The organism is Mesorhizobium sp. M7A.F.Ca.ET.027.02.1.1 (genome assembly GCF_004022985.1).
Classification (GTDB): Bacteria; Pseudomonadota; Alphaproteobacteria; order Rhizobiales; family Rhizobiaceae; genus Mesorhizobium.
In genome coordinates this window covers 1-25,959 of the sequence record NZ_RZOL01000042.1, presented here as the reverse complement: position 1 = coordinate 25,959, position 25,959 = coordinate 1, and the positions used below count along the sequence as shown (strand labels likewise).

General features: G+C 63.6%; 24 protein-coding genes and 1 pseudogene. 15 read left to right on the top strand and 10 right to left on the bottom strand.

Going from position 1 to position 25,959, the window contains the following annotated elements; genetic code table 11:
- On the bottom strand, positions 1-1,464 hold a 1,464-nt coding region (locus EN749_RS07645; RefSeq protein ID WP_245491299.1), incomplete at its 3' end, for an ATP-binding cassette domain-containing protein.
- A 14-nt stretch (positions 1,465-1,478) separates the two neighbouring features.
- Positions 1,479-2,645, bottom strand: coding sequence for an FAD-binding oxidoreductase (locus EN749_RS07640; protein WP_128362875.1), 1,167 nt, complete (start codon positions 2,643-2,645; stop codon positions 1,479-1,481).
- 145 nt (positions 2,646-2,790) lie between these two features.
- Here EN749_RS07640 and EN749_RS07635 point away from each other — a divergent pair, with 145 nt between their 5' ends.
- From EN749_RS07635 to EN749_RS07615, 5 genes are read left to right on the top strand one after another with little or no spacing between them, the layout of a single operon-like run.
- The gene (locus EN749_RS07635) at positions 2,791-3,729 is read left to right on the top strand and encodes a MurR/RpiR family transcriptional regulator (RefSeq protein WP_128362874.1); all 939 of its coding nucleotides are present in this window, start codon (positions 2,791-2,793) and stop codon (positions 3,727-3,729) included.
- Positions 3,726-4,373, top strand: a complete 648-nt coding sequence (locus EN749_RS07630) for an isochorismatase family cysteine hydrolase (protein WP_127398956.1) — start codon at positions 3,726-3,728, stop codon at positions 4,371-4,373. Before EN749_RS07635 ends, EN749_RS07630 begins: the two co-directional genes overlap by 4 nt.
- Complete coding sequence (locus tag EN749_RS07625; RefSeq protein ID WP_128362873.1) at positions 4,370-5,692, top strand: glutamine synthetase; 1,323 nt, start codon at positions 4,370-4,372, stop codon at positions 5,690-5,692. The genes EN749_RS07630 and EN749_RS07625 overlap by 4 nt, the downstream gene beginning before the upstream one ends.
- A complete protein-coding gene (locus EN749_RS07620; protein ID WP_128362872.1) occupies positions 5,692-6,459 on the top strand; it encodes an N-formylglutamate amidohydrolase in 768 nt (255 codons plus the stop codon). The genes EN749_RS07625 and EN749_RS07620 overlap by 1 nt, the downstream gene beginning before the upstream one ends.
- Positions 6,456-7,772 (top strand): aspartate aminotransferase family protein, encoded by a 1,317-nt coding sequence (locus EN749_RS07615; protein ID WP_128362871.1) that lies wholly within the window; start codon positions 6,456-6,458, stop codon positions 7,770-7,772. The genes EN749_RS07620 and EN749_RS07615 overlap by 4 nt, the downstream gene beginning before the upstream one ends.
- Before the next feature lie 70 nt (positions 7,773-7,842).
- Here EN749_RS07615 and EN749_RS07610 read toward each other — a convergent pair.
- The 4 genes and pseudogenes from EN749_RS07610 to uxuA all read right to left on the bottom strand — a co-directional run bounded on the left by EN749_RS07610 (position 7,843) and on the right by uxuA (position 13,074).
- A pseudogene (locus EN749_RS07610) lies at positions 7,843-8,861 on the bottom strand (NADP-dependent oxidoreductase).
- A 25-nt stretch (positions 8,862-8,886) separates the two neighbouring features.
- On the bottom strand, positions 8,887-10,209 hold the full coding sequence (locus EN749_RS07605) for an LLM class flavin-dependent oxidoreductase (RefSeq protein ID WP_128362870.1): 1,323 nt from the start codon (positions 10,207-10,209) through the stop codon (positions 8,887-8,889).
- Positions 10,210-10,553: 344 nt separating this feature from the next.
- Complete coding sequence (locus EN749_RS07600; RefSeq protein ID WP_128362869.1) at positions 10,554-11,573, bottom strand: isopenicillin N synthase family oxygenase; 1,020 nt, start codon at positions 11,571-11,573, stop codon at positions 10,554-10,556.
- A gap of 316 nt (positions 11,574-11,889) precedes the next feature.
- Positions 11,890-13,074 carry a mannonate dehydratase gene (gene uxuA, locus EN749_RS07595; RefSeq protein ID WP_127396133.1) on the bottom strand — a complete coding sequence of 395 codons (1,185 nt, stop codon included), beginning with the start codon at positions 13,072-13,074 and terminating at the stop codon, positions 11,890-11,892.
- A gap of 98 nt (positions 13,075-13,172) precedes the next feature.
- On the opposite strand from uxuA, the gene EN749_RS07590 reads away from it, so the two are divergent.
- From EN749_RS07590 to EN749_RS07565, 6 genes are all read left to right on the top strand, one after another.
- The gene (locus tag EN749_RS07590; protein ID WP_127807792.1) at positions 13,173-13,958 is read left to right on the top strand and encodes an SDR family oxidoreductase; all 786 of its coding nucleotides are present in this window, start codon (positions 13,173-13,175) and stop codon (positions 13,956-13,958) included.
- A 256-nt stretch (positions 13,959-14,214) separates the two neighbouring features.
- Positions 14,215-15,567, top strand: a complete 1,353-nt coding sequence (locus EN749_RS07585) for an extracellular solute-binding protein (RefSeq protein ID WP_127807793.1) — start codon at positions 14,215-14,217, stop codon at positions 15,565-15,567.
- A 110-nt stretch (positions 15,568-15,677) separates the two neighbouring features.
- A complete protein-coding gene (locus EN749_RS07580) occupies positions 15,678-16,616 on the top strand; it encodes a sugar phosphate isomerase/epimerase (protein ID WP_128362868.1) in 939 nt (312 codons plus the stop codon).
- A complete protein-coding gene (locus EN749_RS07575) occupies positions 16,613-17,548 on the top strand; it encodes a sugar ABC transporter permease (RefSeq protein WP_128362867.1) in 936 nt (311 codons plus the stop codon). Before EN749_RS07580 ends, EN749_RS07575 begins: the two co-directional genes overlap by 4 nt.
- Positions 17,548-18,447: a carbohydrate ABC transporter permease gene (locus tag EN749_RS07570; protein WP_127397089.1), complete on the top strand. Its 900-nt coding sequence runs from the start codon at positions 17,548-17,550 to the stop codon at positions 18,445-18,447. Before EN749_RS07575 ends, EN749_RS07570 begins: the two co-directional genes overlap by 1 nt.
- A gap of 1 nt (position 18,448) precedes the next feature.
- Positions 18,449-19,519, top strand: a complete 1,071-nt coding sequence (locus EN749_RS07565; protein ID WP_127807796.1) for a Gfo/Idh/MocA family oxidoreductase — start codon at positions 18,449-18,451, stop codon at positions 19,517-19,519.
- On the opposite strand, the gene EN749_RS07560 is transcribed toward EN749_RS07565, so the two are convergent.
- Entirely contained in the window at positions 19,516-20,322 is an 807-nt protein-coding gene (locus EN749_RS07560) for an SDR family NAD(P)-dependent oxidoreductase (RefSeq protein ID WP_127397087.1), read from the bottom strand. The genes EN749_RS07565 and EN749_RS07560 overlap by 4 nt on opposite strands.
- Complete coding sequence (locus tag EN749_RS07555) at positions 20,319-21,173, bottom strand: NAD(P)-dependent oxidoreductase (RefSeq protein WP_127807797.1); 855 nt, start codon at positions 21,171-21,173, stop codon at positions 20,319-20,321. The genes EN749_RS07560 and EN749_RS07555 overlap by 4 nt, the downstream gene beginning before the upstream one ends.
- Before the next feature lie 232 nt (positions 21,174-21,405).
- Here EN749_RS07555 and EN749_RS07550 point away from each other — a divergent pair, with 232 nt between their 5' ends.
- The 3 genes from EN749_RS07550 to EN749_RS07540 are packed head-to-tail and all read left to right on the top strand — an operon-like array spanning position 21,406 to position 23,879.
- On the top strand, positions 21,406-22,050 hold the full coding sequence (locus tag EN749_RS07550; protein ID WP_127399136.1) for an isochorismatase family cysteine hydrolase: 645 nt from the start codon (positions 21,406-21,408) through the stop codon (positions 22,048-22,050).
- Between the two features lie 48 nt (positions 22,051-22,098).
- Positions 22,099-22,641, top strand: a complete 543-nt coding sequence (locus EN749_RS07545; RefSeq protein ID WP_127807798.1) for a MarR family winged helix-turn-helix transcriptional regulator — start codon at positions 22,099-22,101, stop codon at positions 22,639-22,641.
- Positions 22,642-22,685: 44 nt separating this feature from the next.
- Complete coding sequence (locus tag EN749_RS07540) at positions 22,686-23,879, top strand: amidohydrolase family protein (RefSeq protein WP_127399212.1); 1,194 nt, start codon at positions 22,686-22,688, stop codon at positions 23,877-23,879.
- 3 nt (positions 23,880-23,882) lie between these two features.
- On the opposite strand, the gene EN749_RS07535 is transcribed toward EN749_RS07540, so the two are convergent.
- Together EN749_RS07535 and EN749_RS07530 are read right to left on the bottom strand one after the other, a co-directional pair.
- Positions 23,883-24,467 (bottom strand): amino acid synthesis family protein, encoded by a 585-nt coding sequence (locus tag EN749_RS07535; protein ID WP_128287475.1) that lies wholly within the window; start codon positions 24,465-24,467, stop codon positions 23,883-23,885.
- Positions 24,464-25,048, bottom strand: coding sequence for an amino acid synthesis family protein (locus EN749_RS07530; protein ID WP_128362866.1), 585 nt, complete (start codon positions 25,046-25,048; stop codon positions 24,464-24,466). The genes EN749_RS07535 and EN749_RS07530 overlap by 4 nt, the downstream gene beginning before the upstream one ends.
- A 255-nt stretch (positions 25,049-25,303) precedes the next feature.
- On the opposite strand from EN749_RS07530, the gene EN749_RS07525 reads away from it, so the two are divergent.
- The coding region (locus tag EN749_RS07525) for a BMP family ABC transporter substrate-binding protein (protein ID WP_128362865.1) at positions 25,304-25,959 on the top strand (656 nt) is incomplete at its 3' end.

Here is a 25,959-nt window from a genome sequence, read left to right as displayed (position 1 = left end):
CTCCAGCCCCATGCGCGCAAGTTCACCCATTGCCGCCGCCTCGGCATGGCCAAGATCCGGCTCCACCTGGCGGGCGGCGACGACGACATTTTCGAGCACGGTCATGTGCGGGAAGACGCGGATGTTCTGGAAGGTGCGGGCAACGCCGGAGCGGGCTAAGCGGAAGGCCGAAGCCTGCCGGACCACGCCACCCACCGACACGGTGCCGGCACTCGGCTTGATATCACCAGCCAGCATGTTGAGCAGCGTCGTCTTGCCGGCGCCATTGGGGCCGATGATGCCGGTGATGCTGTCGGTCTCGAAATCCAGGCTGACGTCGTCGACGGCGACGACGCCGGCATAGCGGCGCGACAGATGGACGGCGGTGAGCCGGTCACTCTCGACATGCCGCGGTGGCGCCGTTGAAGCCATCACGGCCTGGCGTCCGGGTCGGCGCAGCAGGTTCAGTTCACGCTCGCCGAACAGACCGGTCGGCCGCCGCCAGATAACCAGGATCATGGCGATGGCAAGCACGCCCTGGGTCAGGCCGAACAGGACGGGCAGATGCAGGCCGAGCACCTCGCCGCCGCCTTCGAAGCGGCGCACCACTTCGACCAAAACGATGGTGACGATGACGCCGGCGAAAGCGCCGAGCGACGAGGTCATGCCGCCGACGATCAGCATGGCGAGCATGGTGAAGCCGAGGTCGAAATAGAAATCGCGTGGCGAGAACGCACCCAGAAACTGCGCCATCATGGCGCCGGCGGCCATGGCGGCGACGACACCCGCCACCCAAGCGGCCAAACGCGCCGTGCGCTGGTCGACGCCGACGGCGGCGGCACCGCGCTCGTCATTGGCGGCGGCGCGGGCGGCAAGGCCGAAGGAGGTTTCGCGAAACAGCCTCGCCGCCACCAGCGCCATCGAAGCGACAGCGGCAGCCGTCCACAGCCCTACCTCGCGCGGCACGCCATAGAATGGCTGACTGCCGCGCGTGATCTCGCGCCCGGCCACCAGCAGCGTGTAGACGATGATCAGCATGGCAAGCGTTGCGATCGAAGCGCTCGATCCGGAAAGCCTGAGCAGCGGCGTGCCGGTCAACAGGCCGACGATGACCGCGAGAGCAAGGACGACGGCCAGCGCCGCGAAGAAGGAGAGTTGATACCCGGCGAGGAATTGCGGCAGGTCGCGCAGCGCCGTTCGCTGCAATGCGGTCGGCATGGTGAGGATGCCGGTGGCGTAGGCGCCAAGGCCGACAAAGGCGGCCTGACCGAACGAGACGATGCCGCTGTTGCCAGAGAATATCTGCAGGCCGAGCACCGCCGTCAGCATGATCGCGGCATAGGTGACCACACGTTGCATGGCGGCGCTGCCAAAGATGAAGGCGGCAAGCGCCACCAGCAGCAGCACCGCGACCATGCACAGGGCATCGGCAGTGGCGTTGCGAAACGCGGCCGGCATGAAGCCACTGGGCTTGCTCTCGCTCATCGTCACCGACGCCATTACGCGGCCCTGAAGCGATCGGGTGAAAACGGCGCCAGGATCGGTTGCGCGCCTTCGGTGACCAGCCTGGCCACCGCCTCGCCGACTGCCGGCCCGGTCTTGAAGCCGTGGCCGGAGGATCCCGCCGAAACGACCAGCCCTTCGACGTCAGGCATGGCGCCGATGACCGGCAGATCGTCGGGGCTCATGTCGTAGAGTCCGGCATAGCCGGGCCGGATGCCAAGCTCGGCCATGGCAGGGACTCTGTCAACGAAGGTCTCCAGAATCTCGACCGATTCCTGCTCCTCGACACCTTCCATGTAGTTGTCGGGATTTTCGACAAAACGCGGGCGGCCCGCATGTTCGTGGCGCAGGCCGGTGCCACCGCCGGCCCACGTGCCGGCCAGGATGACACCGTCATTGTCGGGCCGAGCATAGTTGCAGTAAATGTCGTCGCACCAGGCGAACGGCATGACCTGCCTTGCCTTGCCGGCAGCGTCGAGCACGGCCATCGGATGGCGCTCGACATGCAGCGGCAGATCGAGGCCGACCGTCGCCAGCAGGCGGCGCGTCCACGGCCCGGCGGCCAGGACGACGGTACCGGCTTCCAGCACCGTTCCATCAGTCAGAGTGACGCCGGTGATGCGGTCGCCCTGCCGCTGGAGGCTCTCGACCAACGTGTTCTGCATGATCCTGGCACCGTTGGCGCGGGCGGCACGGGCGATAGCGTTGGTGGCGCCGAAGGCATCGGCGTAGCCATATTCCGGCTCCCACAGCGCCATTGCGACATTGTCCAAGGCAAAGCCGGGTGCCGCGTCGGCAAAGGCCTGCGGTGACAATGTCTCGATGCGCGCGCCCTCGCCGCGGATGCGTTCGGCTGCCGCCGTCCAACTCACCTTGTTGTCGTTGCCGCAGACCCACATCATGCCGATTTCGGTGACGAAAGAGCCTTCGCCCGCGATTTCCGGCAGCGACACCAGGATCTCGCGGCCACGTATGGAAAGCTGCGACAATTCCGGCATCAGGTAGAAGGCGTGCAGCAGCGCCGACGATTTTCCCGACGGGCCGCCGGCGGGATGGGTCTGCTCGACCAATGTGACCTTCACACCGGCCTTGGCCAGATGATAGGCGGCGCTCGATCCGACAATGCCGGCACCGACGACGATGACGTCGCTTCCGTTTCGCATGGCTGTTCCCCACAGTCTCTTGGCTGCTTTCCGACAAGGTAGGGCCAGCGATCACGCAATGTCAACATCTCTTCATTGTTGACCAAGATTTAAATCTCTGTAATAAACTCGACAAAACAAGAGAACACGGATTTCGGGGAGGCCCATGACGATACGCGATGTTCTGATGCGCGGGGATCTTGCGCTGACGCCGTCGGAAGAGAAGATCGTCCGACTGCTGTTGACGGACTATCCGACCTCCGGCCTCGGCACCGCCTCATCGCTCGCCCGGCGCGCTGGCGTCAGCGATCCGACCGTGGTGAGACTGGTCGTCAAGCTCGGCTATGAAGGGTTTCCGGATTTCCAGGCGAAGCTTCTGGCCGAAGTCGAGGCAAGACTGCACTCGCCGCTGCTGATGATGGAGGCCAAGCGGCAGAGCGGCTCCAACGACAGCGCCGTGCTGGCCTATCTCGACAGCGTCACCACGGCCTTGCAGAAAGCCACCGCCGCGACACCTGTCCAGACATACGAGCGGGCGGCCCGCCTGCTGATGGAGGTCAAGGGCGAGATTGTCATGGTAGGCGGCCGTTTCAGCCGTCACATCGCCGGCATGCTGGCCGGCTATCTCGTACAGTTTCGCTCCGGGGTTCGCGATCTCGGCGTGCTTTCTCCGCAGACCTTCGACACGCTCGCCGACCTCGACCGCCGCGACGTGCTCGTCGTGTTCGACTATCGCCGCTATCAGCTCGATGTGATGGCCTATGCGAGCCAAGCGGCAGCGCTCGATGTGCGCATCGTGCTGTTCACCGACCAATGGCTGTCGCCGATATCAGATCTCGCCGAAGTCACCATCGTCAGCCCGCTCGAAGTCGCCTCGCCCTACGACACGCTGGCGCCGGCGATCGCCCAGATGGAGGCGCTGGTCGCCCATATCGTTTCGACGCTGGGCGACGACGCGCGCGCCCGCATCGAGCGGCTCGAAAGGGTGCGACATGCCAATGCCGTGACACTCGACAGCGACCCGCAAGAGAACGGCGCGCGCAAGATACCCGGACCCCGCAAGACGCCGGGACCCAAATCAGCAAAGCAGGACGACAAAGCATGACCCAGGCCCTACCCAAACGAGACGACGCCTTCCGTGCCGGCGAAACGGCCCTGCTGCTCGTCGACATGCAGCGCATCTGGCTGGAGCCGGGCGCAGATCCGTCGCATCCGGAGCGTGGGCCCGATCACTATTTCTACCGGCAGACAACGTCACAGACGATCCCCAACCAGGAGCGCCTGCTGGCCGCTGCGCGGGCCAATGGCGTCGAGGTGCTGCACACCATCATCCAGAGCCTGACCGAAGACGGCCGTGACCGCTCGCTCGACCACAAGCTGACGCCGATCCATGTCGCACCCAGCCTCCCGGAGGGTCTGCCGGTGCCGGCGCTGGCGCCGGTCGGCGACGAGATCATGCTGCCGAAGACGTCGTCGGGCATCTTCAACTCGACCAATGTCGACTATCTCCTCAAGAACCTCGGCATCCGCTATCTCGTCGTGGTCGGCGTGCTGACCGATCAATGCGTCGACATGACGGTGCGCGACGGCGCCGACCGCGGCTATCTTGTCACCTGCGTATCGGATGCCTGCGCCACCATTACGCAGGAACGCCACGACATCGCGCTCAAGGCCTTCGGCGGCTACTGCTGGGTGGCCGATACCGACACGGTCGTCGGCCGCTTCAACGCTTTGGGAAAACCGGCATGACATCGACTGTCGAGCCTCTGGTTGCCGTCGTCACCACGGATCTCTCCGCCGTCACGCGGGGCCGCTTCGTTGCCGAAAGCAAGTTGCAGAAGACCGCCACGACCGGCGTCGGTTGGCTGCAGGCCAATCTGTCGCTGACGCCGTTCAACTCGATCGTCGATCCCAACCCCTGGGGCTCGTCGGGCGACCTGCGGCTGATCCCCGATCTCAAGGCGCGCTTTCGCACGACACGTACCGGATCGGCGACGCCGTTCGACATGGTCGCCGGCGACATCGTCGAGCTCGATGGCAGCCCATGGCTCGGCTGCACCCGCACGATGCTGAAAGAGGCGTTGGCCGATTTGAAAGCCGCAACCGGCCTGTCGGTCATCGCCGCCTTCGAGCATGAATTCAATGTCGCCGACGGCGGCTTCGCGCCGGCGCATTCGATGTCTTTCGCCGCATTGCGCCGCACGGACCCCTTCGCGCCCAACCTGATGGCGGCGCTGGAGGAGGCCGGCGTTGCACCCGAAGTGATCATCGCCGAATTCGGCGACGAGCAGTTCGAGGTGACACACGAGCCGGCGGACGCGCTGAGGGCGGCGGACCGCGCCGTCGCCATCCGCGAAATCACGCGCGAATTGGCGCGCAATGCCGGCTGGCGTGCGAGCTTCGCGCCCAAAACCGCGCCAACTGCCGTCGGCAACGGCGTCCACATCCATTTCAGCTTCGTCGACGAGGCCGGCAAGCCGGTGACATACGATCCAACGCAGCCCGGAGGTCTTTCCGCCAAAGCCGGCGCCTTCTGTGCCGGCGTGCTGCGCCATCTGCCTGGAATGACCGCGATGACGGCGTCGAGCGTGTCGTCCTTCTACCGGCTGAAGCCGCACAGCTGGAGTTCGTCCTATACCTGGCTTGCCGACCGCGACCGCGAGGCGTCGCTGCGCATCTGCCCGACTGTGACGATCGGCGGACGCGATCCGGCGCGGCAATACAACATCGAATACCGGGCCGCTGACGCCACCGGCAATCCCTATCTGTCGCTGGCGGCGATCATCCGCGCCGGGCTGGAAGGGCTGAAGGCGGGCCTGCCGTCGCCGCCTTTGGTCACCGGCGACCCGACACTGATGAGCGAGGCTGAGCGGGCGAGTCTCGGTCTGGTGCGCCTGCCCGAAACCCTGCCGGCGGCACTGGACGCGTTGCTGGCCGACGGCATCGTGACGGGATGGTTCGCGCCTGTCTTCATCGAAACCTTCGTCGGCCTCAAGCGACATGAAGCCGAGCGTCTTGCCGGTCTCGATCCGGCCTCCATCTGCGATCTCTGCCGGACGCTCTATTGATGACCGCGCAGGCCGGAAAAGATTGGCCCGAGGCCGTCGAGGTCCTCAACGAGCACGGCCGCTCCGATATCGTGCTGTTGTGCGAGCATGCGTCCAACCACATGCCGGCCGAGTATCGACAGCTCGGCCTCGATGCCAGCCATCTGCAGCGCCACATCGCCTGGGATATCGGCGCCGCCGAAGTGACCCGCCTGCTGTCGTCGAAGCTCGATGCACCGGCCTTCCTCAGCGGTTACACGCGGCTGCTGATCGACCTCAACCGGCCACTGGGCACGTCAGGCAGCATTCCGGTGCTGTCGGAAGATACCGACATTCCCGGCAATGTCGGCATCGATGCGACGGAGCGGACCCGACGCGCCGAGATCATCTTTTCGCCGTTTCATGACCGGGTGACCGCGTATCTTGACCACCGGGCGCAAGCAGGCCGGCAGACGCGGATCGTGACGATCCATTCCTTCACGCCGGTCTTCCTCGGTGTCAGCAGACCCTGGCATGCCGGCGTGTTGCACGACCAAGCGAGAGATCTCGCCGAAACGATCCTTTCGGGCCTGCGCACCGACGCCGGGCTCAATGTCGCGGCCAACGTGCCCTATGTGATCAGCCGCGACGCCGATTACGCCGTGCCCATTCATGGCGACGATCGCGGCATCCCCGCCGTCCTCGTCGAGATCCGGCAGGATTTGCTGTCGACGCGGTCCGGCATCGAAGAATGGGCGGACCGGCTGGCGGCGGCACTGCCGGCGCTCGAAACGGAACCCGTGTCGTGAGCAATCTCAGCCTGCGCGAACGTGATGCCGCGACCATCGCCCAGATCGGCAAGCTGCGTTTCTCCCCGCTCAGCGTCATCGGCGGCCGGGGCAACCGGCTGATCGAGGAAGGCGGCCGCTCCTTGCTCGACCTGTCGGGATCGGCCGGTCCGGCGGTGCTCGGCTACGGCCATCCGGCAATCGTCGAAGCGGTCGAGACGTCGATCCGCGACATGGCGGGCGCCAGCCTGCTGCTCTACCCGAACGAGCCGGCTGTATCGCTGGCGGAGCGGCTGCTGGCGATTACGCCCGGAGAAGGCGAACGGCGCGTCTGGTTCGGCCATTCCGGGTCGGATGCCAACGACTGCGCGGTGCGCGTGCTGCAGGCAGCCACTGGCCGCTCGCGCTTCATCTCGTTCATCGGTTCCTATCACGGCAATCTCTCCGGCTCGATGGGCATCAGCGGCCATACCGCCATGACCCACACGCTGCCCCGGCCGGGCGTGCTTCTGCTGCCCTATCCCGATCCGTTCCGACCGAATTTCAGCAGCGAGGACGTGCTGGCCCTGCTCGACTACCAGTTCGAGACCACCTGCCCGCCCCATCAGGTCGCGGCGGTGTTCATCGAGCCGTTGATGTCGGATGGCGGGCTGATCGTGCCGCCGCCCGGCTTTCTCAAGGCATTGCAGCAGCGTTGCCGCAAGCACGGCATCAAGATTGCCGTTGACGAGGTCAAGGTCGGGCTCGCCCGCAGCGGCATGATGCACTGCTTCCAGCATGAAGGACTGACGCCCGACCTCGTCGTCTTTGGCAAAGGCATCGGCGGTGGCTTGCCGTTGTCGGCCGTGATCGGCCCTAAGGAGATCATGGACCATGCGCCGGCCTTCGCGCTGCAGACAACCGCGGGCAATCCGGTGGCGACATCGGCCGGCAACGCGGTGCTGAAGACGATCGAGACGGACGGCCTGGTCGAGCGCTCGGCGCGAATCGGCATGCTGTTTTCCGACGCGCTGCGAGCCCTTGCCGCCAGACACGAGATCATCGGCGACGTGCGCGGGCGCGGCCTTGCCATCGGCGTCGACCTGGTCAAGGACCGCACGACACGTGAGCCGGTTGCGGCGGCGACCACGGCCAAGATCATCTATCGCGGCTATGAGTTGGGTGCAGCCTTCACCTATGTCGGGTTGAAGGCCAATGTGCTGGAGTTCATGCCATCGCTGACGCTGACGGAAGACGAGATGACCGAGGGCGTCGCGATCGTCGACCAGGCAATCGCTGACGTGAATGCCGGCAAGGTCTCGGATGCGGACGTCGCCTCCTTCATGATGTGGTGAACAAAAAAGGCGCCGCGCCGGGCTGCGACAGCGATTGTCTCGGCAGCCCCGGCTCATCGTTGTGCAACAATTATTCCGCGATACGCACGATCAGCTTGCCGAAATTCCTGCCTTCGAGAAGGCCGAGAAAGGCCTGAGGCGCATTTTCGATGCCATCCACGATATCTTCCCTGTAGCGGACGCGGCCGGACGCTATCCATTCGGCCATCTCACGATAGAAGGCCGGGCGCTGGTCGACAAATTCGCGCTGGATAAAACCCCTGATCGTCAGGCTGCGGTGCAGCACTTGCTGCATCAATGTCGGCAACCGGTCGGTGCCGGCATCCGCGATGACGTTGTACTGCGCGATCAGCCCGCAGACCGGCACACGCGCAAATTCGTTCAGCAGCGGAAACACCGCGTCCCAGACAGGACCGCCGACATTTTCGAAATAGATGTCGATGCCGCCGGGGCAAGCTGCCTTCAACTGCTCTGCAAAATCGTCGGCCCGGTGATCGACGACCGCGTCAAAACCGAGCTCTTCTCGCACGAAGGCGCACTTTTCGGCACCGCCGGCAATGCCGACGGCACGCGCACCCTTGATGCGCGCGATCTGGCCAACGGCCGACCCGACCGCGCCGCTGGCGGCCGCGACGACGACCGTCTCGCCAGGCTTCGGCTGCCCGATGGTGAGCAGACCGGCATAGGCCGTGAAGCCCGGCATGCCGAGCACGCCGAGCGCGGTTGTTATGGGTGCAGCCGCGGGATCGAGCTTGCGCAGCCCGGCACCGTCGGACAGGGCGAAACTCTGCCATCCGGAGTGGGACAGGACGATGTCGCCTTCAGCAAATTCCGGATGGCGAGAGATCATCACACGCGCGACGTGCCGCCTTCCATCACGCCGTCGACATCGACCGGCTTGGCATAGGATTTGGTGGCGTTCATACGACCGCGCATATAGGGATCGAGCGACAGATAAAGGATCTGCAACAGCAGTTCGCCCTCTCCCGGCTGGACAAGGTCCACTGTTTCGATGCGGAAATCGCTTGGCTTCGGCCGGCCTTGCGGTCGCGCCGCGAGCACGATGCGGGTGTTGGTCTGGGTCGACATTGGAGACCTCTCTGCGAAGAACGCTCTAATCGAAAAACCGGTTGGGCGGCCGCTTCAGGCCGAGATTCTCGCGCAGCGTCGATCCCTCATACTGTCGCCGGAAGATCCCTCGCCGCTGCAGTTCGGGCACGACTTTCTCGGCAAAATCATCGAGCCCGGCGGGCAGATAGGGAAACATGATGTTGAACCCGTCGGAACCCTCGCCGACCAGCCATTCCTCCATCTCGTCGGCGATTGTTTCAGGTGTGCCGACAAAGGCAAGGCCGGAATAGCCGCCCAGCCTTTGCGCGAGCTGCCTAACCGTCAGGTTTTCTTGGCGCGCCAATTCGATGACGCGCTCGCGGCTGCTCTTGCTCGCATTGGTCTCGGGGATTTCCGGCAAGGGCGCATCCAGGTCAAAACCGGATGCGTCATGCCCGATCGTGATCGACAGCGAGGCAATGCCGCTCTCGTAATAGACGAGGCTGTCGAGCTTCGCCCGCCTGGCCTGCGCGTCCTCGACGCTGTCGCCGACAACGACAAAGGCGCCCGGCAGGATCTTGATGTCGTCGCGTGACCGGCCAAGTCTCTCCGCACGGCCTTTGACGTCGGCGAAGAAGCGCTGCCCCGAGGCGAGATCGGCATGGGCGGCAAAAATGACCTCAGCTGTTTCGGCCGCCAGCTGGCGGCCTGCCTCCGAGGCGCCGGCCTGGACGATGACCGGCCAACCCTGCACCGGGCGCGCGATGTTGAGAGGACCGCGCACCGAGAGATGCTCGCCCTTGTGATCGAGCACATGCAGCCTGGCCGGATCGAAATAGAGCCCGCTTTCGGCATCGCGGATGAAGGCATCGTCGGCAAAGCTGTCCCACAAGCCGGTGACGACATCGTAGAATTCCCGCGCCCGCCGGTAGCGCTCGTCATGTTCGACATGCTCGTCGAGGCCGAAGTTGAGCGCGGCATCCGGATTGGACGTGGTGACGATGTTCCAGCCGGCGCGCCCGCCGCTGATATGATCGAGCGAGGCGAAGCGGCGGGCGATATGATAGGGCGCATCGAAGGTGGTCGATGCGGTGGCGACCAGACCGATGTGGTCGGTGACGGCGGCGAGCGCCGACAAAAGCGTGAACGGCTCGAACGAGGTGACCGTGTGACTGCGCCGCAGCGCCTCGATCGGCATGTTGAGGACGGCCAGATGGTCGGCCATGAAGAAGGCGTCGAACTTCGCCGCCTCCAGGGTCTGAGCGAAGCGCTTCAGATGCGCGAAATTGAAATTGGCATCGAGATAAGCGCCCGGGTAACGCCAGGCGCCGGTGTGCAGGCTGACGGGGCGCATGAAGGCGCCGAGGCGCAATTGTTTCCGTGTCATGAAAGTCGTTCCGAGCGATCGATACAGTCGAGCAGCAGTGCTCGAATCCTTACCTCAGGATCGGACGGTCCGCCCAACTCGGGAAGGTATTCTGTTCCGCAATGCCGGGCTTTTGCAGCATTTCAGTTTTGTGCCCGAGACCCGAGATAAAAAATGGCCGGGCTCGAATACGGCCCGGCCAAAAGAAGGTTAAAACCTTCAGAGGGGAACACCGCTCGGCGGAATGGGAGGAAACCACCGAACGATTTTACCTGTTTGGGCTTATTTCGAAGCCTTGGCGACGAATGGCATTCCAAAAAAAACACCCAAAACGGCAAAAATTCGTGCGCCATATTGTAGAATCCTTACGAGCCCGCGGCTCCGGTCTCGAGAAGATCGGCGTAGTGGCGGCGTGCCACGTCGGGATGGGAACGCAGCCGGCTTTTGAGCACATTGGTGCCGACATCGCGGAACAATGGGTTGTCGGGATCGCTTGCCGGTCCCCGTGCCTGCGCCGCCAGTTCCTCGGAAAGGCCGAGAAGCGGAATGGTCGCATCGAGCCGGGCGCTGAAGAAGAAGGGAACGGAAATCCGCTCAACGCCGGCAGGCGGCGTCACGACGCGGTGCACGGTGGCGCGCAGATATCCATTCGATGCCAGTTCGAGCAGTTCGCCGATGTTGACGACCAGCGTTCCAGGCAGCGGATCCACATTCACCCAGCTTCCGTCATATTCGACCTGCAGCCCCTTGTTGTCGTCCTGCAGCAGCAGGGTCAGGAAACCGCCATCCTTGTGCGCGCCGACGCCCTGGTCGCCTTCGGTCGCGTCACGGCCGGGATAACGCACGATCTTCATGCGATGGTTGGGCGAGTCGCGGTAGATCGCGCCGAAGGCATCCTCGGGTTGATCGAGCGACAGCGCGAAGGCCTTCAGCAGCCGGATCGCCACCGCTGTCGCCTTGGTCTGCCATGCAAGCAACGCCGGCTTGAGTTCAGGCAGTGCAGACGGCCACTGGTTCGGCCCTTGCAGCCGTGTCCACGGTGCAATTCCAGGCCCTTGCGCTATGGGCTGGCGCTCGACACCAATGTCGAGTTGCTCACGCCAGTCGGCCGCGCCCTTTGTCAGTTCGCCACCAGCGCGGGTGTAGCCGCGGAACTGCTGGGATTTGACCATTTCGATCGCCAGCTTGTCGGACTGAGGCAGCGCGAAGAACCGGCGTGAGGCATCGAGCACGTCGTTGATCTCCGAGGTCGAAATTCCGTGGCCGCTGAGGTAGAAGAAGCCGACGTCCCGCGCCGCCGTGCGCAGGTCCAGGAGAAAGGTACGATATTCGGACGCACCTTGTTCGAGACGGCTCAGATCGAGCACCGGCACAATTCTGGGCATGGTCAGGTTCCTTCTTTTCTCTGCCTTGGCTTAGGAGAAGTAGAAGCGACCACCGGCAAGAGCTTCGAGAATGAATGCATCTCAAAGTGACACGCAAGGCGTGCCGATCAAAGCAACAAGAAGTCCAATCTGGCCCGAATGGAAGAACGTCAGCGCTGCATATTGTGAACTGCCGGCAAATAATTTCCCGACACGTGCTTTACCCGCCATGCCTCTCGTAGGCCGCACTTTCCAGTGCGACATCGTATAAGTCACAGCGGAAGCGCAACCGCGCGTGATCGCCTGTAAATCCGCCAGCCGACCGGCCGGAGCGCATTCAAGCCAGCTCGAACCGCTCGATGGCGCGCATGATGCCACGCAGCTCGGCGAGGCCTTTCAGCCGGCCGATCAGCGAATAGCCAGGATTGAGCCTGGTCTTGCCGATATCGTCGGCGAGCAGATGGCCATGGTCGGGCCGCATAGGAATGCGCCAGTCGGCGCGGCCTTCCCGACGGCGGCGCGCCTCTTCCTGCATCAGAGCCAGGATAACATGCGCCATGTCGGTGCCGCCCTCGAGATGCTCGGCCTCGTGGAACGAGCCGTCATCCTCGATGGTGATGTTGCGCAGATGGGCGAAATGGATGCGGTCGGCGAACTCCTTGACCATGGCGACGATGTCGTTGTCGGCGCGCGTGCCATAGGAGCCGGTGCAGAACGTCAGGCCGTTGGCGGGGCTGTCGACGGCGTTGAGGATGAAACGCGCATCCTCGGCGGTCGAAACGATGCGCGGCAGGCCATAGAGCGAGAAGGGCGGGTCGTCGGGATGGATGCACATGCGCACCCCCTCCTCTTCGGCCACCGGAATGATCTCGCGCAGGAACCAGGCAAGGTTGTCGCGCAGCTCCTTCGGTCCGATCGCATCATAGTCCGCCAGGGCCTCGCGAAAACTGTCCCTGTCATAGCTGCGCTCGGTCGCAGGCAGGCCGGCGATCAGGTTGCGCTCGATCCTGTCGATCGCTTCGCTGCTCAATTCCTTCAGCCGCGCTTCCGCCTCGGCAATGCGGGCGGGGGTATAGCCGGCCTCGGCATTGACGCGCTTCAGCACAAACAAATCGTAGGCCGCGAAATCGATCGCGTCGAAACGCAACGCATAACCTGTCGTTGGCAGCCGATAGGCGAGATCCGTGCGCGTCCAGTCGACCACCGGCATGAAATTGTAGCAGACCGTCGCAATGCCGGCCTTGGCGAGCGCGCGAATTGAGTCACGATAATAGCCGGCATAGCGCTCGCGTTCCGGCGCGCCGATCTTGAATGAATTGTGGACCGGAATGCTCTCGACCACCGACCATGTCAGGCCGGCGGCCTCGATGACACGCTTGCGCTCCAGAATGCTCTCGAGCGGCCAGGCGCGCCCGTCATAGATATCGTGCAAGGCGCTCACCACGCCGGTCGCACCGGCCTGCCTGACATGATCGAGCGTTACCGGATCGTTCGGTCCATACCAGCGCCAGCACTGTTCCATTGCCGCTTCCTTCTGCGAGAGAACGGCAACCTATTGTTGGACCACAATGGGTGTCAAACTAGGAACGGTTTCGGACAGCGAATGAAGGAGTTTTCCCAATGAAGGATTTCGACGGCAAGGTGGCTTTGGTGACGGGGACGACCGGGATTGGCCTCGCAACCGCCAGACGCCTCGCTGCAGGGGGTGCTGCGATCGTCGCCTGCGGCATCGACCGCGCGGCCAACGCTGCGCTGAAAGCGGAACTGGAAAGCTCCGGAGCCGGGGCGCTGGTCATAGACGCCGACGTCTCCGTGCCCGATCAGGTTCGCGACGCGGTCGCGGCCGGCGTGGAGCGGTTCGGCGGCCTCGATATCATCGTCAATTCGGCGGCGGTGCATCCGTACGGAACCGCGACCAGCACCGATTTCGAGACCTGGAACAGGGCGATGTCGGTCAATGTCGGGTCCATCTATCTGACCGCGCATTTCGGCATTCCGGAAATGGTCCGCAGGGGCGGCGGCGCCATCGTCAACGTCGCTTCGGTGCAGGGCTTTGCCTGCCAGCAAAACGTCGCCGCCTATGCCACCACCAAGGGCGCCATCCACACGCTGACGCGTGCCCTAGCCCTCGACCATGCGCGCTCCGGCATCCGCGTCAATTCCGTCAGCCCCGGCTCGATCCGCACCCCGATCCTGGAGAAGGCCGCCCGCGGCGAGAACGGCACGGATGCCGATGTCGAGGCCGCCTACAAGCGCTTCGGCGAAGCGCACCCCATCGGGCGCATCGGCGAGCCGGAGGAAGTGGCCGAACTCATCGCTTTCCTGTGTTCGTCGAAGGCCGGCTTCTGCACTGGCGCGGACTACAAGATCGATGGCGGCCTGACCGCCGGCATCGGCGTGAAGTAGATCGCGAAGATTGGGGCTTGTCCGTTACCGGGAGCAGCCAGCATCCGACCATTGGTTTGCCGATCTTCTTGCAGATCAATGCCCAAGCAAATTGAACACCGCACGGGCCACGCCGACATGAAAGGGGCGTTCGATCGATGAATTAATAGGCATTCTTGCCGATTGACAAAAACATCAACAGGCGACCAAGATCATATGACCATCAACGATATTGGTCCCGAGGTTGCCCCTCGGCATTGGCGTAAAGGAGAGCCAGATGCCCCTTCAGCAGAGAGTGACCCACCGTCCGAAACAATGTCCCGCCGCTCCCATCCTTGCCACCGCACTGCTAGGCCTCGGCCTGATTACACTGCCCGGCATCGGCCACGCCGAAGGGATCACGCTCAAGATTTTCGGCGGCTCGGCGCTCGACGAACTCGCGCCGCGTCAACCGCCGGACGAGCAGAAGAAAATCCAGCAGCAGGTCATCGACGGTTTCCTCAAGGCCAACCCCGACGTCGCCGCCGTCGAGTGGGATGCCCAGGGGCCGCAAACCGATTCCATTCAACGCGTGATGACAGCCAAGCTTGCAAACCAGGAAATGGATCTGATCGCCTGCCCGGCCTTCTACACCAATGGCGCCTATGTCAGGCGCAAACTGGTGATGCCGATTACCGACAAGATCAAGCCGTTCCAGGACAGGATCGACGCCGCTGCACTTGGCGCCTTCACGGTCAACGGCCAAGTCTACGGGGTGCCGATCTCGACGCTGTCGACATCGACGATCTTCTACAATGTCGATCTCTTTCAGAAGCTCGCCATTCCTGTCCCGCCAACCTATGACGATCTGAAGGCAGCCGTGCCGAAGTTCAAGGCCGCGGGCGTGATCCCTCTGCTGCATCAGGGCTCGAACACCGTGATGTGGCCGATGTGGTACTTCGAGACCTTTTCGCAGGCATCGGGCGACCCGGTCGGCAAGACGCAGAAGAACCTCGAAGGCACGGCGAAATTCACCGACGCGCCCGATGTCGAGGGATTCAAGCTGATCAAGCAGTGGGTCGATGACGGCATCCTTTCCAAGGATTCGCTTTCCGTCGACCAGGACGGCATGCGTGCGGCATTCGCCGCCGGCAAGAGCGCCATGTATTATGGCGGCACCTGGGAAATCCCGTCGCTCCAGTCGAGCGTCAAGGACTTCAAATGGGGCGTCTTCGCCTTTCCGAAAATGGACGGAACGCCGGGCGCGCCTGGCCATGGCGGCGGTGCCGACAACGGCATGTGCGTCGCCTCCTCGATCCCGCCCGAGAAGCTCGATGCCGCGGTCAAATTCATCGAATATCTGACACGGCCTGAAGTCGCGACGCTCTACCTCGCGCCGGAACAGCCGATCGCGGCCTCGATCAAGGGCGTGCCGCAGGTCGACGATGCCTATGCCGTCGAATTGCGCAAGCAAGCCTTCCCGAACACGATCAAGTTCCTCGACTGGATCTGGCCATCCGAGGTCGCGAGCGCCACGTCTTCGGCAATCGCCGGCATCGTCGGCGGCACCACGACGCCCGAAGACGCCGCCGCATCGATCCAGACCATCTTCGATGACCTCAAGGCCCAGGGCAACTGGCCGCCCAAATGAGGCCCTGAAGTAGCGCCTGCAAGCGAGCGCCCATCCAGCCGGGCTGATGTGCCAGGCAAGAAAAACAGAGGCTGCCTGCTTCGGGCAGCCTCGCCCATCGGAGAAAACACATGATGACACATCGCGCCGAACGGCAGCGCTTCTCGATCGGCTATCATCTGAACAGCTGGGACCTGACCGGCCTTCCGCTCAGGCCGGCCATCAAGTTTCTCGCCGACCAGGGCTTCGGCTGGTTCGAAATCCTCGCCTTCACCAGCCTGTCGGACCAGTACGCTCGCAAGTACATGCAGCTCGGCAACCAGGCGCCGATGGGAGTGACCACCGACACCGACATCTTGCGGCGCTATGCGCTGCTGTCGGAAGGCCAGAGCGAGTATGGCATCAAGCTCTCCTCCTTCTACGTCAATGCGATTTTCACCAACCCTGTCGCCTGGACCTATGAACGGGACGTTCTCGTCGCGCTGGCCAGGCTGCTGAAGGGGTTCGGCTCACCGGTGCTGGTTCTCGGCGGCGGTCCATCGGAAGCCGCTGCCGGGGCGCACACGGCCGACGACTACCGGGCCTTTTGCCGGGCGCTCGAGGATATCGGCAAGCGGACGAAGGACCTTGGCATCGAGACGGTCTATCACCCGCATCTCGACACCTTCATCGAGCGTCGCGACCAGCTCGATCGCATGATGGATGAACTGGATACCGGTCTGGCCGGCCTGTGCATCGATCCGGCGCATCTTGCCCACACCAATTCCGATCCGGTCGACGCGGTCAAGACCTACATTTCAGCCGTGCGCTACATGCATTTCAAGGACACCAGGGTCGATCCGGCGCTGAAGGGCTATGACCGCTATGGCGCCTTTTGCGAGCTCGGCGCCGGGGTCGTCGATCTCGCCGGCATCGTCGACGTCCTGCTGGAGGCAAACTACGATGGCCTCGCCATCATCGAGCTGGATGCGTCCAAGAAAACGGCAGAGCAAAGCACGCTCGAGAGCATCGCCTATGTCAGGGACACGCTCGGGCTGGTGCTGACCCCGCAAGGCGCGAAGGCCACATGAGCACGCGACCGCAAGAGGCGGCTCCTGTTTCGAGCCGATCCGGCACCTGGCGCTTCAATGCCGGGGACGGGGCGGTCGCATTCGTCATGATCCTGCCCGCCGCGATCCTCTTCGGTCTTTTCTACCTCTGGCCGTTCGTCAACGGCTTCTGGCTCAGCCTGCACAATTGGGACGGGTTTTCCGACCCGACCTGGGCAGGTATTTCCAACTACAAGCGGCTCGTGCACGATCGGATCTTCCTCGGTGCGCTGCGCAACAATTTGATTTTCGTCGTTGCCGTCGTCGTCCTGAAGAACGTGCTCGGCCTCGGGCTGGCGCTGCTTCTGAACCGGGCGCTGCTTGGCCGCACCTTCTTCCGCGCCGCCGCCTTCGCCCCGGTGACGATGTCCTTCGTCGCCGTCGGCCTGCTCTGGTCCTGGATCTACAATCCGGTCTTCGGCCTGCTCAACAGCGGGCTCGATCTCATTGGCCTCGCCGGGCTGAAACGATCATGGCTTGGCGACGCCGACATCGCGCTCTACTCGATCATCGTCGTCGATGTCTGGAAATGGCTTGGCTTCCATGCCGTCATCTATCTGGCCGGGCTGCAGACGATTCCCTCGGAGCTTTATGAATCGGCGAAGATGGACGGCGCCGGCCCCTTGCAGCGCTTCCGGCACGTCACCGTTCCGATGATGATGCCGATCATCTTCATCAACACCATCCTCGGCCTCTCCGGCGCCTTCGTGCGCAATTTCGACATCGTCTATGTCCTGACCAAGGGCGGCCCGAACCACGCCACCGAAGTGGTGCTCACCTACATGATGAGCAAGGCCTTCCAGGACGGCGCCATGAGCTACGCCGCGGCGATCGGCTATGTGCTGTTCATGATCGTCGGGCTGGCCAGTGTCGGCCTGCTGGCCCTGATGCAGCGGCAAAGGCTCGACGTCTGATGAGAGCCGCCAACCTTTCGCTGAACGATGGCGCCGCCGGCTCTCGCCGTCGCGGGCTCATGCAGCGCCTCGGCATGCGCGGCATCCTCGAAATTGGCGGCATCTATGCCGCGCTCATTCTCGTGCTCTTCGAGACCCTTTATCCGCTGCTTTGGGTGCTGTTCGGTTCGCTCAAGACCAAGCAGGAAATGCTCAGCAATGTCTGGGGTCCGCCATCGAGCCTGGTGCTGCAGAACTATGCCGATGCCTGGCGGATCGCCGGCATGGGATCGCGCATCGTCAACAGCATCTTCGTCACCGGCTCGGCATTGATCATCCTGGTGGCCGTCGCGACGCCGTGCGCCTATGCGGTGGCGCGTCTTCGTTTCCCCGGACGCGGTCTTGTGATCGCAGTCGCGGTTGCGGCCATGCTGGTGCCGCCGCAGGTGATGGCCATTCCGCTGTTCCTGGTGGCGCGCGATCTCGGCCTGATAAACAGCCGGCTCGGCATTGCCTTCATCTATGCCGCGACGTCGCTGCCGCTTTCGGTCTTCATCCTGCGCAGCTTCTTCATCACATTGCCGGCCGACCTCGAAGATGCCGCGCGCATCGATGGCGCCAGCCGGCTCGAGATCCTGATCCACATCATGCTGCCCCTGGTGCGGCCGGGCGTGGCGCTGATCCTCATCTTCGGCTTCATCGAGATCTGGAACGATTTCTTCCTGGCCTTCCTGCTGTTGCGCGACCCTTTGGTGCAGACCATCCCGCTAGGACTGGTCAGCTTCTTCCAGCAATACGACTCGCTCTGGACGCTCTATTTCGCCGCGTTGACGATCACGACACTGCCGGTGATCGTCGTCTTTGTCGCCATGCAACGGCAGTTCATCGCCGGCCTGACAGCCGGCGCCGTGAAGGGTTGACATGCAGGATCGCGTTATTGGCGTCGGCGTCATCGGCTGCGGCGAGATCGCCCAGCTGATGCACTTGCCCTATCTCATGGAATTACCGGCGTTTCGCATCGCCGCCTTGTGCGACATCTCTCCCGGCACGGTCGACAAGGTCGCGGAACATTATGGCGTCACTGCCAGATATACCGACCATCGCGCGCTGCTTGCCGACCCGAATGTCGATGCGGTCGTGATCTGCACCTACGATCATGGCGAGATGGTCGCCGATGCAATCCGAGCCGGCAAACACCTGATCGTCGAGAAGCCGCTTGCCTTCACGCCGCAGGAGGCGCGCCCGCTTGTCGAGCAGGCCGAGCGGAGCGGCCTCGTCGCCCTTGTCGGCTACATGAAATTCTATGATCCCGGCTATGAGACCGGGCTGGAGCGCATCGCCGCTATCGGCCGGCCGAAGTCGATCCATGTCCACGATTTCGCGGGCCGCTTCGACCGTTATGGCCAACTCTACACCCAGACCAGGGTCACCGACGTGCCGGCCGATGTGTTGGCGGCGGGGCGCGAAACGGTCGCTCGGCGCATCGAGGCGGCGCTCGGTGTGGACCATGCCGGCTATCGCGATCTCTATCTTGTACTGCTCAGCCTCGCCAGCCACGACCTTGCCGTCATGCGCGGTGCTTTCGGCACGCCCGACCGCGTCGTCCATGCGCAACAGACCGGCCCGAACCAGTTGCTGGCCGTGCTCGACTATGGCGGCGTCCCTTGCCTCTTCGACATGGCACTTGCCCAGTATGAATGGTGGGACGAGTGGATCCATGTGCATGGCGAGCGCGACGAGGTGCGGATCGAATTCCAGAACCCCTATTTCCGCAATGCCTCGGCGACTGTCCGGCTACGTGAAACGACAGGCGAGGCTGCATCCGAACGCGTTCTGCCTGGCGTTCCTGATACGTCGTTCCGCCGCGAGTGGCTGCATTTCGCCGATTGCATCCTTGCCGGTGTTAAGCCGCGCACGCCGCTTTCGGGCGGGCTCGCCGATCTCGATCTTGCCGTCCGGATCATCCAGGCAATGCCGCCGAAAAGACTTTAGCGAAATTTCGGAAACGCGCCGCCGGCCGGCGCGTTGGCCCAGCTCTGCAAGGTCTGGCCGCCGTCGATCAGCCAATCCACGCCTGTGACGTGCTTCGCCTCGTCGGAGGCCAGGAAAGCCAGGGCGGCCGCGACATCGTCCGGCTGGCCGATGCGGCGCAACGGAATGCGGTCGGCGAAATGCTGGACGCTGCTCTTGAATTCGCCGTCGCCGGAAGCCGGCACGCCAAGCGTCGTCTCGATCACGCCGGGGCAGATGGCATTGACGCGTATGCCATAGGGCGCGGCATCGAGCGCCGCGACCCGCGTCAGGCCGACCACGCCGTGTTTGGAAGCGACATAGCCAGCTCCCCCCGAAAGGACGTCCCAACCGGCCATGGACGAGCCCATGTTGACGATCGAGCCACCGGTCCCGGCCTTGATCATCGCCCGAAGCGAAGCCTGCAGCACGAGGAAGATGCCGCGCAGATTGATGCGGATGGTCGTATCCCAATCCTCGACCGGCAGGTCGTGAACGGGAGCGACGACGCCGGAAATGCCGGCATTGTTGAACACCACGTCGAGGCCGCCGAACGTCTCAACGATCGCCTCGACGGCGCGCCGCACATCCGCTTCGTCGGTGACGTCGGCTTCGATGGCAATGGCGTTTTCACCCAGTGAGCGAGCCAGTTGCTGCGCCGCCGCGCCATTGCGGTCGACAATGGCGACCCGTGCGCCTTCGTCAAGGAAACGCCGCACCGCTGCGCTGCCGATCGCGCCCGCGCCGCCGGTGACGAGAACATTCTGTTTGTCGAACCGTTTCATTGTCCGGCCTCCGGCTTCGGATAGGAACGCCACGAATGGCTTGGCTCGAAGCCGATCGTTTCGCGCGCATGGATCGTGTCGAGCACGGCGCCGAAACCGGCGATCGGCCGTGACAGGGGGACATCAGGGTAGACCCGGCGCAAAAGCGCTTCGGTTTCCTCTTCCATGAATGTGTCGGCGGCGCTGAGGAGGACGCGCAGATGGCCGTCGCCTTGCCATTCAAGCGCCCGCAGGAAGCCCTGACCGGCGTCGCGCCCATCAAGATAGGCCCACAGGTCACGGGCACTGTCGGCAGTGGCGCGGCGCGGCGCGACGCCCTCGAAAAAAGAACCCGGCGTCTGGATCCACGGCATGCGGATACTGACCGCCGAAAAGGCGCCGCGGCGCACCGCCGCGTCGACGATTTCCTCGCCCAGCCATTTCGACAGGCCGTACGGGTCCTGCGCGCCGACCGGATGGTTCAGGTCGACCGGCAGATAGGGCGGTCGAACAGGTTTCTCGAAAAAGGGATAGCCGAAAACGCTGAAGGACGAGGCATAGACGAAGCGCCTGGCGCCGGCCATGGCAGCTGCCTCGACCACATTGTAGGCGGTCGCGATGTTGGTCTTGAACACCTCGCCGCCGGCCCGGCCGGTCGGCCGCGGAATGGCCGCGACATGCACAACCGCATCGCAATCGCGCACCAGCTGCAGCGTCGACCCCAGATCGGTCAAATCGGCGGTTGCGTGGCGCCATGCGACCTCACCCGGCACTACGGCATCGACACCAAGCACATCGTGGCCGGCCGCAACCAGAGCCTCGGCCACATGGCGGCCAAGCAGGCCACTGGCTCCGGTGACGATGGTTTTCATATCTCGACCTCGGCTCCGCAATTAAGCGGCTTGAATATCATTGATGGTCATACAAATCGAGCACATGCCTGACAAGCGTTGTCAAGGCCATTTCGCGATGGACAAATAGCGCATACGCTTGTCGGAGCGCGGTGCGCAAGGCCGACCAGCACGCTTTGCGTCGAACGGGATTGACTTGGCATCCACTAGGGTTTTTTGTATGAGCATCAACGATCGGTCAAAGGAGCTCGCCATGTCCGTGGACAGTTTTTCCTCACATCGGCACGATGACGCGGTGCGTCTCGATTCACGCCGTGCAGCCGTTGTCGTCATCGATATGATCAATGAATTCTGCAAGCCCGGCGGGGCCATGGTCCTGCCTGGGTACGAGACGCTGGTCGGGCCGCAACTGGCCGTGATCGAGGCCGCGCGCGCCGCCGGCGTGCCGGTGATCTGGGTCCATGACAGCCACCGGCCGGGCATGCGACGCGAGCGCGAATGGCTGAAGCGCACGCCGCATTGCCTGGACGGAAGCTGGGGGCCGGAGATCATCGAGGATCTCGGCGCCCGCGATGATGAGATCCATGTGATCAAGCGGCGCTACTCGGCCTTCTTCCAAACCGACCTCGACCTGACGCTGAAAGACATGCAGATCGATCAGTTGATCATCTTCGGCGTGGTCACCAATATCTGTGTGCGCTCGACCGTCCACGATGCCTTTTTCGAGGGCTATGAGGTGGTAGTGCCAAGCGATTGCTGCGCGGCAACGGGACCACGCGAGCAGGAAAGCTCGCTGTATGACATAGCGACCCATTTCGGCGTGATCAGCGATTCGGCTGATGTCGTCGCAGCCCTCCGCGACGGGACATCGCTTCAACCAGCGAGGGTTGCGGCTTGAGCTTTTTCCGGCCGGCGACATCCAAGACAGCGGCGATAGGAGTCCGGTGTGACGACTGAAAAGAAACCGCAATCCAAAAAAGGCGAAACGCCGGGAGGCGATGCACCCCTGAGCCGCGAGCAGGTGCTGCAGCAGTACGCCGGGACCGGCTATGAACTGGACCGCCACCCGGCGCACGTCATCCGCCGGGCGCATCAGCGCGCGACGTTGCGCTTCCAGCAGGTCATGGCCGGCGAAGACCTTTCGCCAACGCAATTCGCGGCGCTCGCCACGATCCTCAAGCATGGCGAAGTTTCGCAGAACCATCTCGGCCGGCTGACGGCGATGGACCCATCGACCATCAGCATCGTCATGCGCAAACTGCTCAAACACGGGCTGATCACGCGCAGCGCCTCCGAAACCGACCAACGCCTGACGATGATCGCGCTGACCAGCAAAGGGACCGACTATACGCTGGAGCGGCTCGAACGCAGCGTCGAGGTCGGGCGGCGGTTCCTGTCGCCGCTCTCACCGGCCGAGCAGGCGACGCTGCTTCGCCTGCTCCAGCGCATCAACGACGACGACCCATCGAATGGCGACGGCGGCAAATAAGCTGCGTCCAGTCCTTTTTTCCATAACAGCAAAAGTGAGAACCGATGTCGTCCGACCTCCAGTCGTCTGCCAACACGCTCGTCGTCCGCAATATCGGTCTCATGCTGAGTGGCGATCTAGCACAACCGATCATCGACGCCGACACCATCGTCGTGACCGATGGACGTATCACCGGCATTGGCAAGGCAGGCGACATTGATGGCGGCAGCGCGGCGACGGTCATCGATGCGATGGGCTGCGCGGTCGCGCCGGGTCTTATCGACAACCACGCCCATCCGGTGGCCGGCGACTGGACGCCTCGGCAGAACCAGATCGGCTGGATGGATTCGACCGTGCATGGCGGCGTCACCACCATGATCTCGGCGGGGGAAGTCCACACGCCGGGCCGACCGCGCGACCTGGTCGGGCTGAAGGCGCTGGCGATCGCTGCCCAACGCACCTTCTCCAACTTCCGTCCGAACGGCATGAAGATCCTGGCCGGGGCACCGATCCTGGAACCCGGCCTTACCGAGGAAGACTTCCGCAGTCTCGCCGAGGCCGGCGTGACGCTTGTCGGCGAGGTCGGGCTTGGCGGCGTCAAGGATGGGCCGACCGGCCGGCAGATGATCGCCTGGGCGCGCAAATACGGCATGACCTCGATGACCCACACGGGCGGCCCGTCGCTGCCCGGCTCCGGCCGCATCGGCGCGGATGTCGTGCTGGAGGTCGACGCCGACATTGTCGCCCACGTCAATGGCGGGCCAACCGCCCTGCCCGACGCGGAAATACGGCAGATCTGCGAGAAGGGCTCGAGGGCGCTTGAAATCGTCCATAACGGCAATTTGCGCACCGGACTGTTCGTGCTCGACCTGGCAAGGCAGCGCGGCGAACTTTCGCGCGTCATCCTCGGCACCGACAGCCCGGCCGGATCCGGCGTGCAGCCGCTCGGCATCCTGCGGACGCTCACCATGCTGGCTTCGCTGGGCGGCATCGCGCCGGAAGTGGCGTTCTGTCTTGCCAGCGGCAACACGGCGCGCGTGCGCAGACTGGACGATCGCGGTTTGATCGAGGTCGGTCGCGCCGCCGACCTGATCTTCATGGACCAGGCGATCGGCGGCGCCGGCGACGGGCTGCTCGACAGCGTGGCGCTCGGCAATCTTCCAGGCATTGGAATGGTCGTCATCGACGGCGTGGTGCGGACCGGCCGGAGCAGAAATACGCCTCCGGCGCTCCGGGTGCCGGAAATCCTGGCGGCCTGACGGTCAGCCGACGCCGTCAATCCCGACAATCTTGTCCTTGGTCAGCCCGCCGACGCGCGGGTGCGGCCTGCCGGAATCGGTGACGGCGATAGCGACGACGATCTCGTCGGCACGCGGTGCGTCGGGAACACGAACCTCCATGCCGTCGAAATGGCTGCGCACCCGCGCCGCATCCTTGTGACCGAGCGGAATATCGAGCGGCACGCCGAGGCCGCCGCGCTTCTTCGATGAAGGAATGAGCGCGGCGCCCTTGCCGAGCACATCGCGGAACGGGGCGCCGAGCTTTGGATGAAGGATGGCGGCGGCATGTTCGAGCTCGCCATCGGCGCCGACGGCGGCGGCCTTGCCGAAGCTCTCGACCCGGTCGCCGGCAATGCCCAGAGCAGCGACCGCGCGCCTGGGCAAGATATCGCCCAAGGCTTCGCCTATGGCGCTCAGTGCCGACAGGTCCTCGACATAGGTACCCGCATAGGGGTTGCGGATCACCGCAATGGCTGCGGCACGCCGCGTCGGCGGATCGACGGGCCGTCCGCCTTCGATCCGGGTTTCCTCGACGATGGTGATGATGCGGCGAATTTCCGGGCTCATCGCAATCCGTCCTCGCCCTTGATGTCGGCGGCAGCAAGGCCACCGACCCGTGCATGGACGCGTGCGCCGGTGGTCATCGCCAGGATGACCGCCATTTCGTCGCCGCGCGGCGCATCGGCAACGCCGATCTCGATCGCATCGAAATGGCTGCGCACATAGGAGGCGTTTATGTGCGTGATCGGGATATCGATGCGCGTTCCGGGGCCGCCGACCTTCTTGGTCGAAGGCACGATCGCCTTGGCATTGCCGAGCAGTTCGCGCATCGCGTAGCCGCCCGGATTGTGCCAGAGCGCGCCATGTTCAAGCTCGCCGGTGGCGCCGACTATGGCACCCTTGCCATAGCCTTCGATGGCCTGGCCGCCTTCACCAATGGCGTCGATCAGGCGCCGGGCCATATCGAGACCGAGCGGCTTCAGGTCTTCCATGAAGCCGGTGATCTCCTCGACATAGCGTCCGGCAAAAGGGTTGGCGATGACCGCGACGACCGCGCCTCGCTTGAGCGGGCGTGCCGCGTGGGGTCCGCCCTCATGGAATATCTCTTCGACCTGAACCAGAAATTTCCTGACCACCACAGCCGGCATTGTTTCGCTTCCTTCATCCCGTCGTTCATGAAAACTCATTAGAGTATCAACAATTATGCCCGTCGACATTTGTCAAGCGCAGACGTCGAGCACGTGGGCGAAGGGCCAACAAAACTGCATCGGATGACGATTGACAGCCTGTTAAGCCGCTCCTAAACTCATATGACCATCAACGAACTCGCCGTTGTTACGGCGATATGTGGGGGATGGTCAAAGCGTGGCTTCGAAAGCTGAAAAAAGCTGAAGGGGAATGACATGAAAAGGGCGCTCAAGAGTTTATTTCTGGCCGGCACGATGCTTGCCATTTCGTTCGGACCGGCCGCCGCACAGGCCAAGGTTTCCGTGGCCGCCATCTCGGGATATTTTGCACAGGGTTTTGGCGTTTCGATCGTCAACGGCCTCAACAAGGCCAAGACCGATTTCGGCATCGACCTCAAGCTGGTCGACACCGGCAATCGCGCGCTCGACTACCAGCAGCAGTTCGAGAATCTTGCCAAGGGCAAGCAGTACGACCTCATCTTCGTGATGGGCTGGGAGCTGGTGGACTCGCTGCAAAAGGTCAGCGCCGAATATCCCGACCAGCGCTTCGTGTTCATCGATGGCGTCCTCGACAACCCCAAGATGATCTACGCCAATTTCGCCGAGGAGCAGGGATCCTTCGTGGCCGGTGCACTTGCCGGCATGATCGAAGCCAAGGGCACCGCCTTCGACAAGATCGGCGACGGCAAGGCGATCGGCTTTGTCGGCGGCCGAGATATCCCGGTGATCCGCAACTTCCTGGGCGGCTACGAGCAAGGCGCCAAATATGCCGCGCCCGACGTCAAGGTAAACTCCGTCTTCGCCGGAACTTTCGACGACCCGGCCAAGGGAAGCGAACTTGCCCAGGCGCTTTACGGCCAAGGCTCCGATAT

Bases quoted from the DNA above. Each gene is read 5' to 3' on its own strand.
- EN749_RS07640 (WP_128362875.1), bottom strand. From the start codon at position 2,645: ATGCGAAACGGAAGCGACGTCATCGTCGTCGGTGCCGGCATTGTCGGA.
- EN749_RS07635 (WP_128362874.1), top strand. From the start codon at position 2,791: ATGACGATACGCGATGTTCTGATGCGCGGGGATCTTGCGCTGACGCCG.
- EN749_RS07630 (WP_127398956.1), top strand. From the start codon at position 3,726: ATGACCCAGGCCCTACCCAAACGAGACGACGCCTTCCGTGCCGGCGAA.
- EN749_RS07625 (WP_128362873.1), top strand. From the start codon at position 4,370: ATGACATCGACTGTCGAGCCTCTGGTTGCCGTCGTCACCACGGATCTC.
- EN749_RS07620 (WP_128362872.1), top strand. From the start codon at position 5,692: ATGACCGCGCAGGCCGGAAAAGATTGGCCCGAGGCCGTCGAGGTCCTC.
- EN749_RS07605 (WP_128362870.1), bottom strand. From the start codon at position 10,209: ATGACACGGAAACAATTGCGCCTCGGCGCCTTCATGCGCCCCGTCAGC.
- EN749_RS07600 (WP_128362869.1), bottom strand. From the start codon at position 11,573: ATGCCCAGAATTGTGCCGGTGCTCGATCTGAGCCGTCTCGAACAAGGT.
- uxuA (WP_127396133.1), bottom strand. From the start codon at position 13,074: ATGGAACAGTGCTGGCGCTGGTATGGACCGAACGATCCGGTAACGCTC.
- EN749_RS07590 (WP_127807792.1), top strand. From the start codon at position 13,173: ATGAAGGATTTCGACGGCAAGGTGGCTTTGGTGACGGGGACGACCGGG.
- EN749_RS07585 (WP_127807793.1), top strand. From the start codon at position 14,215: ATGCCCCTTCAGCAGAGAGTGACCCACCGTCCGAAACAATGTCCCGCC.
- EN749_RS07580 (WP_128362868.1), top strand. From the start codon at position 15,678: ATGATGACACATCGCGCCGAACGGCAGCGCTTCTCGATCGGCTATCAT.
- EN749_RS07575 (WP_128362867.1), top strand. From the start codon at position 16,613: ATGAGCACGCGACCGCAAGAGGCGGCTCCTGTTTCGAGCCGATCCGGC.
- EN749_RS07570 (WP_127397089.1), top strand. From the start codon at position 17,548: ATGAGAGCCGCCAACCTTTCGCTGAACGATGGCGCCGCCGGCTCTCGC.
- EN749_RS07565 (WP_127807796.1), top strand. From the start codon at position 18,449: ATGCAGGATCGCGTTATTGGCGTCGGCGTCATCGGCTGCGGCGAGATC.
- EN749_RS07560 (WP_127397087.1), bottom strand. From the start codon at position 20,322: ATGAAACGGTTCGACAAACAGAATGTTCTCGTCACCGGCGGCGCGGGC.
- EN749_RS07555 (WP_127807797.1), bottom strand. From the start codon at position 21,173: ATGAAAACCATCGTCACCGGAGCCAGTGGCCTGCTTGGCCGCCATGTG.
- EN749_RS07550 (WP_127399136.1), top strand. From the start codon at position 21,406: ATGTCCGTGGACAGTTTTTCCTCACATCGGCACGATGACGCGGTGCGT.
- EN749_RS07540 (WP_127399212.1), top strand. From the start codon at position 22,686: ATGTCGTCCGACCTCCAGTCGTCTGCCAACACGCTCGTCGTCCGCAAT.
- EN749_RS07535 (WP_128287475.1), bottom strand. From the start codon at position 24,467: ATGAGCCCGGAAATTCGCCGCATCATCACCATCGTCGAGGAAACCCGG.
- EN749_RS07530 (WP_128362866.1), bottom strand. From the start codon at position 25,048: ATGCCGGCTGTGGTGGTCAGGAAATTTCTGGTTCAGGTCGAAGAGATA.